The sequence below is a fragment of the Flavobacteriales bacterium TMED191 genome, from assembly GCA_002171975.2.
GTDB lineage: Bacteria > Bacteroidota > Bacteroidia > Flavobacteriales > TMED113.
The window spans coordinates 16,427-27,202 of the sequence record NHIO02000032.1 but is presented as its reverse complement, the minus strand read 5'-3'; the positions used below and the strand labels follow the sequence as shown (position 1 = coordinate 27,202).

12 protein-coding genes are annotated in these 10,776 nt (G+C 28.7%); 5 read left to right on the top strand and 7 right to left on the bottom strand.

Annotated features, from left to right (window positions below; translation table 11 throughout):
• Nucleotides 1-447: 50S ribosomal protein L21 (gene rplU / locus CBD51_003360; protein RPG59364.1), on the bottom strand; the 447-nt coding region annotated here is incomplete at its 3' end.
• Between the two features lie 72 nt (nucleotides 448-519).
• Complete coding sequence (locus CBD51_003355; protein ID RPG59363.1) at nucleotides 520-1,389, bottom strand: DMT family transporter; 870 nt, start codon at nucleotides 1,387-1,389, stop codon at nucleotides 520-522.
• Nucleotides 1,390-1,427: 38 nt separating this feature from the next.
• Here CBD51_003355 and CBD51_003350 point away from each other — a divergent pair, with 38 nt between their 5' ends.
• Complete coding sequence (locus CBD51_003350) at nucleotides 1,428-1,928, top strand: cation transporter (GenBank protein RPG59362.1); 501 nt, start codon at nucleotides 1,428-1,430, stop codon at nucleotides 1,926-1,928.
• A gap of 20 nt (nucleotides 1,929-1,948) precedes the next feature.
• Complete coding sequence (locus CBD51_003345) at nucleotides 1,949-2,872, top strand: heme A synthase (protein RPG59361.1); 924 nt, start codon at nucleotides 1,949-1,951, stop codon at nucleotides 2,870-2,872.
• On the opposite strand, the gene gldD is transcribed toward CBD51_003345, so the two are convergent.
• The 4 genes from gldD to mutY are packed head-to-tail and all read right to left on the bottom strand — an operon-like array spanning nucleotide 2,811 to nucleotide 6,225.
• Nucleotides 2,811-3,395 carry a gliding motility lipoprotein GldD gene (gene gldD / locus CBD51_003340; protein RPG59360.1) on the bottom strand — a complete coding sequence of 195 codons (585 nt, stop codon included), beginning with the start codon at nucleotides 3,393-3,395 and terminating at the stop codon, nucleotides 2,811-2,813. The genes CBD51_003345 and gldD overlap by 62 nt on opposite strands.
• Nucleotides 3,395-4,669 (bottom strand): gliding motility-associated protein GldE, encoded by a 1,275-nt coding sequence (gene gldE / locus CBD51_003335; protein RPG59359.1) that lies wholly within the window; start codon nucleotides 4,667-4,669, stop codon nucleotides 3,395-3,397. Before gldE ends, gldD begins: the two co-directional genes overlap by 1 nt.
• A gap of 13 nt (nucleotides 4,670-4,682) precedes the next feature.
• Nucleotides 4,683-5,150 (bottom strand): single-stranded DNA-binding protein, encoded by a 468-nt coding sequence (gene ssb, locus CBD51_003330; protein RPG59358.1) that lies wholly within the window; start codon nucleotides 5,148-5,150, stop codon nucleotides 4,683-4,685.
• A gap of 55 nt (nucleotides 5,151-5,205) precedes the next feature.
• On the bottom strand, nucleotides 5,206-6,225 hold the full coding sequence (gene mutY, locus CBD51_003325; GenBank protein ID RPG59357.1) for an A/G-specific adenine glycosylase: 1,020 nt from the start codon (nucleotides 6,223-6,225) through the stop codon (nucleotides 5,206-5,208).
• Nucleotides 6,226-6,305: 80 nt separating this feature from the next.
• Here mutY and CBD51_003320 point away from each other — a divergent pair, with 80 nt between their 5' ends.
• Nucleotides 6,306-6,611, top strand: a complete 306-nt coding sequence (locus CBD51_003320) for an integration host factor subunit beta (GenBank protein RPG59356.1) — start codon at nucleotides 6,306-6,308, stop codon at nucleotides 6,609-6,611.
• Nucleotides 6,612-6,784: 173 nt separating this feature from the next.
• Nucleotides 6,785-8,341 (top strand): Rne/Rng family ribonuclease, encoded by a 1,557-nt coding sequence (locus CBD51_003315; protein ID RPG59355.1) that lies wholly within the window; start codon nucleotides 6,785-6,787, stop codon nucleotides 8,339-8,341.
• Here the strand turns inward: CBD51_003315 and CBD51_003310 are convergent.
• Entirely contained in the window at nucleotides 8,334-9,584 is a 1,251-nt protein-coding gene (locus CBD51_003310) for an MFS transporter (protein ID RPG59354.1), read from the bottom strand. The two genes, CBD51_003315 and CBD51_003310, sit on opposite strands and share 8 nt — an antisense overlap.
• 97 nt (nucleotides 9,585-9,681) lie before the next feature.
• Here CBD51_003310 and CBD51_003305 point away from each other — a divergent pair, with 97 nt between their 5' ends.
• Nucleotides 9,682-10,776 (top strand): peptide chain release factor 2, encoded by a 1,095-nt coding sequence (locus CBD51_003305; GenBank protein ID RPG59353.1) that lies wholly within the window; start codon nucleotides 9,682-9,684, stop codon nucleotides 10,774-10,776.

The window sequence follows — 10,776 nt, the reverse complement described above, 5'->3', positions numbered from 1 at the left end:
TGTTTTCTTTGCAGTTGTTTTCTTTGCAGTTGTTTTCTTTGCAGTTGTTTTCTTTGCAGTTGTTTTCTTTGCAGTTGTTTTCTTTGCAGTTGTTTTCTTTTCGTCAGCTTTTGTATTTGATTTTTGATTTTTCGAGTTTGTTGATATAGACTCAATTTTAATTTTCGTCAGCATCTGTCGATGTCCATTTTTAACCTTATATCCTTTTCTACGCTTCTTTTTGAAAACAACAATTTTTTTATCTTTTATATGATCTAGGATCGATATTGTTACATTAGCTCCATTGATTGTTGGGGTGCCGAGGGTTGTTTTATTGTCTTTTTCAATAATTAAAACTTCATTCAGTGTTATTTTATCGCCCTTTTCCCCAGATAATCTGTTGACATAGAATTCTTGGTTTTTTTCTACTTTCAATTGTCTCCCGTCTATATTTACTACAGCAATCATTTTAAATTAAATTTTTTTTAGGTCTGCAAATATAGTAAAACTTAATGTTAATGCAATAAAATTAAATTAATACTACTTTTTATGATTCATGACAAACACTCCGATTAGAATAATTATGATCCCAATTAATTCTAGATTACTAACCTTTTCAGCATCTAATAGACCCCAAATTATAGCAAAAACAGGTATGAGATACGTTGTGGAGGATGCAAATAGTGCATTAGTTCTTTTTATTAAATAATTAAATAATATAATTGCAATAGATGTACATACGCTTCCTAATATAATTAAATAGAGGAAGAGGTTTTTATTTAGGTATATCTTCTCGATGTTATAACTAAATCCTGTAGAAACTAAATAGAGAAATGGAATTACTGCTGAAATAAAAGATGATATAACAGCAATTTCTAATGGTCTTAATGAATTTAAATTCTCTTTTATTGTATTTATGCTTATTGCATAACATAGAGTGGCAAAAATAATTAATATGCTATATTTAAAATTAATCATATTATTTTCAAGAGGAGATAGTAGAATTACAGTACCTAATAGACCAATTAATATTCCTACAATATTTTTAGGTATTATTTTTTTATTAAAAACTAAAAATCCTAAAATAAATGTAAAGAAAGGAGTTAGGCTGTTTAACATGCCAGCAAGGTAGGATTGAATATATAATTGAGATTTAGCAAAAATTATTGCGGGTATTAAAGTGCCTATTATACTGACAATTAATAATGGTTTTATGTGGGGTTTTTTTATTTTACTAAAACTTGCCTTTAAAAAAGGTGATAACATAATAAATGCAATTAGAAGCCGGTATAACCCTACTTCAATGTAAGAAAACTTTATTAGACTTTTTTTCATTAAAATAAATGAGGAACCCCATATAGTGGATAAAATTAATAGTATAATCCAATTAATAATACTTTTTTTATTCAAAATATATATATATTTGTATTAATCTAAATTATTTAAAAATGTGTGTTATGATGAAAAAAATCTTTAATTTATTTTTTGTTTTTGCAATAAGCCTTTGTTTTGCACAAACAAATACTTCATTGAATTTAACAATTGAAGGGATGCATTGTGCTGGTGGATGTGCAAAAATGATTGAAAACTCATTAAATCAAAATGACGGAATTTTAGCAGCAGTAGATTTTCAAAATTCATCTGCAGCAATTATTTATGATTCAGAAAAATTTTCCAAAGCAGAGATTGTTACTATGATTAATGGTTATCGTGGTGGTAAATTTACAGCATTAGCACCAAATGTTAGTAATAAGTCTAATAAAGCGGCTTGTTCAAAGGGTAAGAATTGTTGTCAAAAAAGCGGAAAAAAAGATGCATCGTGTGATACGGATAAAGGATCTGCCTCAAATAACATCTTCAAAAGAAAGAATAAAAAAGAAAATTCTTTAGCTGGTATGATTCCCGGACACAATGGCTGCACAAAGTCTTGTTGTTCATCTAAGAAATAATAATAAACTAAAAGTATAATTTGCACTGGATAAATAGGTATAATACTTTATGTAAGTACACTATTGTGTCAGTTTGCTTAATAATATGTGCTGGCGGCTTTGTTAGAATGACTGGTGCTGGTATGGGGTGTCCTGACTGGCCTAAATGTTTTGGTCAATGGATTCCACCTACTACTATTGAACACGTACCTGTCAACTATAAGCAGATTTACTCTGATAGAGGATATGATAAATTAAATTTTAATGTATTTAACACATGGGCAGAATATATAAATCGATTGATAGGTGCCATAGGGGGGGTATTTTGTTTTTTACTTTTTGTTAGTTCATTATTTACACGGAAATTAATCTTGATATTACTCTCTGTATTTTTAGTGTTTTTAATGGCGTTTCAGGCATGGATGGGTGCATTAGTCGTATTTTCCATACTGTCTCCATTTAAAATAACTATTCATATGCTAATTGCATTACTAATAATATGCCTTCTTTTTTTTCTATTTAGAATTAGTTCAGCACAAAAAATTATAATTGATACTTTAGGTAGTAAATGGATTTATTTGGGTTTATTAATTTCGTTCACGCAAATAATATTGGGGACCCAAGTAAGGGAGTCTGTTGATTTGCTTTTAGACACTATACCAAGAAATTTAATTATTAATCATTTACCTAATATTTTTGAATTTCATCGTTCAATGGCTTGGTTAATTTTAATTTCAAATAGCGTTATAATTTTTAACAATAGAAAATTTTTCCATGATGAAATTGAGCAGAAGCTAATAATTGGCACAGTTATTTGTTTATTAATTAGTGGTATTATAATGAGTTATTTTTCAATTATTGGTTTGACACAGTTAATACATTTGTTAGGTGCATTTTCATTATTTATTTGTCAGTTTTCAATGCTTCTTCGTCGGCTTCGTCTTCCCATTTTAAAGTCTCTATGATTTTTAAAATATCCTCTCTAATAGACTGACTTATTGTGGATAGTGAATCTTGATTTGGACTGGCATGGAAATAAAGTGACCCTCTTAGAAAATGTTGGTTACTATCAGTTATATGGAATTGTACTGCGGAAGCAGTTTGACCATGTATGTCATATAGAGTGCCAAAAGTTTTATGATTAAAATTATTATATACTTTTTCTTTGATTGCATCGGCTTTGACTGTATGCTTATATACAATTTGTCGCGAGTCTTCAATTAGTTGAAAAAGATTATTATCGATGGGTTTATATGTTAAGTGAATAGTTGCACGATGTTTGGGATATGTTAGATCTATCCAGCATGTTTGCATTTTATATTCTACACTAAAATAATTGGGTGCGGTGAACTTAAAAGGACAACTTAATGGTTGAAATAGTGAGTCAATTTTATTTTCGAGATCAATTCTCATATAACCTTTGGGCTTGGGACTAAAGCGTTCTTTACAGCTACTAAGCAGGATGATTATTATAAGTATATATCTCATTATTTTGAAAGTAAGGTTTTGATTGAAACAATTCGTTTTTTGTTAATTTTCTCGATTATAAATTTGAATTTTTGAAATTGAATACTTTGCCCCTCCTCTGGTATTTTTTCAATTTTTTCAAGTAAAAATCCAGCTAAAGTGTCAGATTCTCCTTTGTTTTTTTCAAATTCTTTTCCATCAATATTAAACACTCTGTAAAAATCGTTTAATGATGTCTTTCCATCAAATATGTATGTGTTATTATCAAGTTTGGAGTAAATAATATCTTCTTGGTCAAATTCATCGCTTATATCACCAACTATTTCTTCTAAAATATCTTCAAGTGTAACAATGCCAGAGGTGCCTCCATATTCATCTACAACTACAACTAAGTGAATTTTTCTTTCTTTTATCTCTTTTAGTAAATCATCAATTTTTTTGCTTTCGGGTACAAAAAAGGGTTCTCTAATTACATTTTTCCAGTCAAAATTTTTAACATCAAAATTTGGTAAAAGATCTTTTATATATAAAATACCTTTAATTTGATCAATGTCGTTTTCGTATACAGGAATTCTAGAATATCCAGATTCTAAAATAACATTTATAACCTCATCAAATGATGTATTAATATTTAATGCAACAATATCAATACGTGCTTTCATAATTTGCTTCACATCTGTTTGTCCAAATTGAATAATCCCTTCTAGAAATTTTTTCTCTTCTTCCTCAGTGTCTGAAGTTAAATTGACAGCTGTTGTTAAGTTCTGTAAAGACAGTGATGATTTTTTATGAATATTTTCATTAATTAGATTTGTAGATTTGACCAACAGATTACATGCTGGATAAAGAGTTTTTTGAATAAAGACTAATGGAATAGCCATTAGTTCAGAAACTAATAGAGGGTTTCTATTTGCGTAAGTTTTAGGTATAACTTCCCCGAATAATAGAATAAGAAATGTAGTGAGGAGTATTTGAATGAAAAAGTTTAATGCTGGACTGTTAAGGTTTAAGTAGTTAGTAAAGATTAATGATGATATAATTATTATAGTGATATTGATAATATTATTTGCGATTAATATGGTAGCCAGAAGCATTTTAGGGGATTCTATTAGTCGAAGAATTAATTTATGTCTTTTAATATTCGAATCTTTCAATTGACTTTTATCAGTCGGACTGAGTGCAAAAAAACCAATCTCGGAGCCTGATATTAGACCAGAAAAAACTAATAATACAATACACGAGATTAACGGAGTTAAAAAACTATAACTAAAAACTTCGGATTCCAAAATAGGTATTTAATTAGGTATTTTAATTTGAAAATGGCAGGTCATCTATAGAGTTAGATTCTGGGGTTGAGCTTGATGACGTAACATTATCTTCTTTTTTGTTATTAAGTTGTGTTGGTGGAGGTGTATAACCCATATTCGAGTTATCCGAATCTTTTTTAGAACCAAGCATTGTCATACTATCTCCCTGAACATCAGTTGCATATTTTTTGTTGCCATTTTCATCCTCCCAAGAACGTGTTTTTAGCTTTCCTTCAATACAAACTGAATCTCCCTTTTGGAGATATTTTTCTGCAACTTCAGCAGTTCCTCTCCATAAAACGATGTTATGCCAATCAGTGTTTGATATTTTTTCACCAGATTTATTTGTATATCTTTCAGATGTTGCAATTGAAAATTTCGCCATTTTTGTACCATCAGGCATTTCCCTAATTTCAGGGTCAGCGCCTAAATTCCCAATTAGAATCACTTTGTTTAACGAACCAGCCATAATTAAATTTTATTAAGATTTGTAAATATAAGTAAAATATTATTCTTAAAGAATATTAGTCTTTAATCTCAAAATATCTTTCAATGGGTTTAGGTATTGGATACTTTGAAATATCTTTCTTTGAAATAATTTTATGATTAGAATTCAAATTTTTAACTGAAATATGCCAGAACACGATATTTAAACATTGATGAGACAATAAATGTTTCATATTTCTCTCTTTTTTAACTTCATTAATAATAAATTTCTTTAAATACTTGTCAGCCTTTAGTTTATCAATTGTAATCGCTGAATTTGACTCAATAAGTGGTAATTCATACATTTTTTTCCAAATATCATTTGTTCCTCTTTGTTGAATAATAAATTGGTTATTATTAGAGATAAATAAATAATTCAAGTATCTGTGCTTTTTTTTAATTTTGCGTGTTTTAACAGGTCTAGTATTAATTATATTATCTATATATGCTATACAATTATTATTAATTGGACAAATCTTACAATTGGGATTATGCTTTGTGCACTGCATAGATCCAAAATCCATAATTGCCTGATTATATGTGCCGCTATTAATTGGCGGTAATAATTTATTAGCAATAGTTTTTATTTTATTCTTACCTGCACTAGAGTTTATTGGTTCAGAAATATTAAATACTCGGCTTAAAACTCTATATACATTTCCATCCACTACAGCTTTGGATTCATTTGTACATATAGAGCTAATAGCTGCTGCTGTGTATTCCCCCACTCCTTTTAGTTTTATAAGATCATTATATTTTTTGGGAAATATTCCCTTATAATTTTGTACTATATTTCTAGCTGTTTCTAGCATATTTAATGCTCGATTATAATATCCTAGGCCTTGCCATAGTTTTAGAATTTCAGTGTCATTAGACTCTGATAAAGTTTTAATATTAGGAAAGGTGGTAATAAATTTGATATAGTAGCTTTCTCCTTTCTTAATTTGTGTTTGTTGCAATATGATTTCAGAAACCCAAATTTTGTACGGTTCCTTACTTTTTCTCCAAGGCAAATCACGCTTGTTTATATTATACCATTGAATTATTTTATTTGTCAAATTCTTAAATTAGATTAATTGCTCTAAAATTTAAGTAAAAATAATTATATTTGGCTCCAAATAATTAAAATTTATTTGAAATGGTTAAGGCTGATTTAGTGCAGAAATTATCAATTAAGACAGGAGTTGAGAGAAAAGTAGTTTCAGCTGTTGTCGAAATGTTTATGGACACTGTGCAACAATCATTAGAGAAAGGAGATAATGTTTATTTGAGAGAGTTTGGTACATTTGCAATTAAATCAAAGGCTGCTAAAAAAGCAAGAAATATTGTGAAAAGTAGTGAGGGATATATTACCACTACAATTACTATACCAGCTCATGTTGTCCCAAGTTTTAAACCATCAAAAAAATTTATAGATAGAGTAAAGAAAAATAATCAAATCTGATTATTAGTAATTAATTAGGAAAATCATTGATATGCCAAGTGGTAAAAAGAGAAAGAGACATAAAATGTCTACTCACAAGAGAAAAAAACGTTTAAGAAAAAATAGACATAAAAAGAAGTAGATTATAGCTTTCGTTTTTCCGAGTATTTTTATTTCCTATAAAAGTAAATGTAGTGAATACTGAATTAGTAATTCGAGCTGCAAAAAAAAGTATAGATATTGTTGTTTTAAAAGAAGGTAGGTTAATTGAATTACACCAACTTCCCTTAGATCAAGATATTTGTTCAGTTTTTGATATATATTTAGCTCAAGTCAAAAAAGTGGCCTCCTCATTGAATGCGGCTTTTGTAGACATTGGTCAAGAAAAAGACGCTTTTTTACATTACCATGATCTAGGACCTTATTATAAATCGTCTAGTGAGTACGTTTTAAATGCAGTCAGTAAAAAAGCATCAAAGTGGAATAGTTTAAAAACAGATTTTAAAAACAGTCTTCCTAAAGACGGTTTAATGGAAGATGTTTTGAAAAAAAATGATACTATTTTAGTACAAGTTTCAAAAGAACCAATATCTACTAAAGGTCCAAGAATTGTTTCTGAGATTTCTCTTGCTGGACGGTTTCTAGTTTTGGTGCCATTTTCTAATAGAATTTCTGTTTCTCAAAAAATAAAAGATGAAAAAGAAAAAAAGAGATTGGCAAGATTAATGAAAAGTTTAGTTCCTGATGGTTTTGGGGTTGTAGTGAGAACAGTTGCTAAAAACAAAAAGGTAGTTGATCTAGATACGGATTTAAGGAATTTACTTCGAAGATGGATTGATATCCATAAAAAATTAAAGGGTGCTAATCCCCCAAAAAGAATTTCAGTTGAAAGAAGTAAGGTTCTTTCATTGTTAAGAGATGTATTAAATGAAAGTTTCACCAAAATCAGTGTAGATAATAAAACAATTTTTGAAGAAGTAAAACTTTATCTACAGAAGTTTGTGCCAGAAAAGGAAGATATTTTGTCTTTACACACCTCCAAAAAGCCTCTTTTTGATTTATTTAATGTAGATAAGCAAATTAAAATTGCCTTTGGTAAATCTGTGTCTATGAAAAAGGGAACTTATTTAGTAATTGAGCACACAGAAGCCATGCATGTAATTGACGTAAATAGTGGAAATAGGACAAGTAAGCATGAAACACAAGAAGAAAATGCACTTGAAGTAAATCTTCAGGCAGCAGCAGAAGTTGCTAGACAACTAAGGCTTAGGGATATGGGGGGTATAATTGTCGTTGATTTTATTGACATGAACCTTTCTGAAAATAGAAAAAAATTAACAGACACTTTACGTGAGCATATGAAGGAGGATCGTGCAAAACATAAAATTTTAGCACCTAGTAGATTTGGACTTATAGAAATTACTCGTCAACGTGTTCGTCCACAAATAACAATTAAAACCAGAGAAGCATGTCCCTCATGTAATGGTTCTGGAGAAATTGAAGCACCAATAGTTTTTGTAGATCAACTTAAAGACAAGCTAGAAATGTTAGCCCAAAAAAAGGTTTTAAAAGAGATAACACTTATTGCACATCCATTTGTAATTGCATATCTAAAAAGGGGATTCCCCTCCTTTCAAATTAGGTGGTCTTTTAAAAATAGAGTGATATTATATTTAAAAGAAAATAATGCTATGTCTCTTTTAGAGTATTCTTTTTTAAACTCCAAGGGTCAGAGGATAGTTTTTAGTTAAGTTTTTTCAATTGCATAATAATTAAGGGGATTGTGAAAATTATTAAAACAATAATTCCCAATCTATATCCTAAGACTACATTTGTGTTTTCTGAAAACCAAGAATATGAAAAAATAAATATTAGAATATTTCTAATTATACTATTTATAGAATTGAAAATGGTATTTGTTCTGCCAATTAAATGGTTTGGTATTCTTTGAAAGAAATAACTCATTCTTGTTATGCGTGCACTTGCATTTGTGATGCCAATTATAAAGCTTGCAATAAAAAAAATAAGTAATTTTTGTACTACAATCATTATAAAAAAAGAATATCCAGTAATAATAATTAACAAGATTGTGAAGTCTATTGTATGAATTTTTTTTAAAATTTTTATAGTAATTATTCCAGCAACTATAGCACCTAAACAATAAGTTACATCTGCCAATGAAAAAATTACTAAGCTTTCATTGAGACAGTTTTTTACAAATAGTGGTAGCAAAGTAAATAGTTCTACAATTAAAAAAGCAAAAATAATTTGTGAGCACACTCCATATATGAAAACACCTTTGTATTGTTTTAAAAAAATTATTGATTTTTTTATTTCTAATATTGCATCGTTAAGAGAGTACTTTGTTTTAAGACTTTTTGGTTGATAGTTCATCGATACTAAAATTAAATAAGATGATAAATACAACATACTGTTTAATAAGAAAACTTCCCCAATATCCCATTTCTCTAACATGTTAAACTTTAAGTTAAAGTAATCAAAGAAACTTTGACTTCCTGATATTAACACACCACACAATAAAGCAGCAGTAACACTTATAGTTTGACTTTGTATCTCAATTATTGAATTTATTTTAATATAGTTTTTTTTATTTGTTAGTTCTTGAGCTAATGCATATAAATTAGGAAAAAAAATCATGTAGTAAAATGAGCAACAACTAAATGCAAGAAAAATTAATAATTCATTTTTAATCTTTAAAAAAACACAACATATCCCCACTAGCAAAAATATTAATGAAGCAATTATGTTAGTATTTAATAAAATTTTTTTTCTATTCATTTTATCAATCAACACACCAGCATATAAACCCCAAAATAAACCAAGAAATGTTAATATGCCAAGCCAGAAAGCAAATGTTGAGCTTTGGTTTAAATTATCAGTAAAGTACCATGGCACCGCAATTACTGTAATTCCTTGTGCTATTCCGGAGGGTATAATTGATAATAATAGTCGAAAGATTTTTTTTAAATGCATTTATTTTATAGGAATCAAATATTCGCCTAAAATAGAATTAAAATTTATAATAACTTTACGTTTAGTTAGAAGTTTAAATTATAACTAGATTTATTAAATGATAATAGCCGAAAAAATAAAAGATATAGAAAACAGGGTTGACGCTTTATATGTTCATTTAAAAATTGAGCACAAATTATCATTTATAAATAATGAAGAAATTAAGACCCACAAAGATGATTTTTGGCAGGACACGAAAAAGGCGGAGTTAGTGTTGAGAAGTATAAAAAATGAGAAAAAATGGATTAATCAATTTAACAAGCTGAGATCCACGCTAGATGATTTATTAGTTTTATATGATTTTTTTTTAAGTAAGGAGTTAGATAATATAGAAATAGAAAAACAAATTAATTTAACTTATTTACTATTGGATGATCTTGAATTTAAAAATATGTTAAGTAGTGACGAAGATAATATGACAGCTATTTTAATTATAAACCCAGGAGCAGGAGGAACAGAAAGCCAGGATTGGGCATCTATGTTGATGCGTATGTATTCAATGTGGGGGGTGAAAAAGAATTATAAAATTAAAAAATTAAATTACCATGGTGGCGACACTGCAGGCATCAAATCAGTCACTTTAGAATTTGATGGAGATTTTGCCTATGGGTATTTAAAAGGAGAAACAGGTGTTCATCGTTTAGTACGTATATCGCCTTTTGATTCTAATGCAAAAAGACACACTTCATTTGCTTCTGTTTTTGTGTATCCTTTAGTAGATGATACTATTGAAATCAATATTAATCCTTCAGATATATCTTGGGAGACTTTTAGGTCAGGTGGTCCAGGGGGGCAAGCTGTAAATAAAATTGAAACTGCCGTTCGATTAAAACATCAACCCACAGGAATTATTATAGAAAATTCAGAGTCAGCCTCTCAGTTAGATAATAAGAAAAAAGCATTATTATTATTAAAATCACAGCTTCATCAACTTGAGATAGAGAAACTGCAGGCAGAAAAAATGGAAGTAGAAAAAAGTAAGAAAAAAATAGAATGGGGATCACAAATTAGAAATTATGTACTTCATCCATATAAAATGATTAAAGATTTAAGAACTAATGTAGAGTCAACTAATGTCCAAAAAGTACTTGACGGAGATTTGGATAGCTTTATCAAAGAATATTTGATGATGATGGGTCAAAAAAATAACTAA

Coding starts and splice junctions, on each gene's coding strand:
- CBD51_003350 (RPG59362.1), top strand. CDS start 1,428: ATGTGTGTTATGATGAAAAAAATCTTTAATTTATTTTTTGTTTTTGCA.
- gldD (RPG59360.1), bottom strand. CDS start 3,395: ATGAGATATATACTTATAATAATCATCCTGCTTAGTAGCTGTAAAGAA.
- ssb (RPG59358.1), bottom strand. CDS start 5,150: ATGGCTGGTTCGTTAAACAAAGTGATTCTAATTGGGAATTTAGGCGCT.
- CBD51_003320 (RPG59356.1), top strand. CDS start 6,306: ATGGTTAAGGCTGATTTAGTGCAGAAATTATCAATTAAGACAGGAGTT.
- CBD51_003310 (RPG59354.1), bottom strand. CDS start 9,584: ATGCATTTAAAAAAAATCTTTCGACTATTATTATCAATTATACCCTCC.
- CBD51_003305 (RPG59353.1), top strand. CDS start 9,682: ATGATAATAGCCGAAAAAATAAAAGATATAGAAAACAGGGTTGACGCT.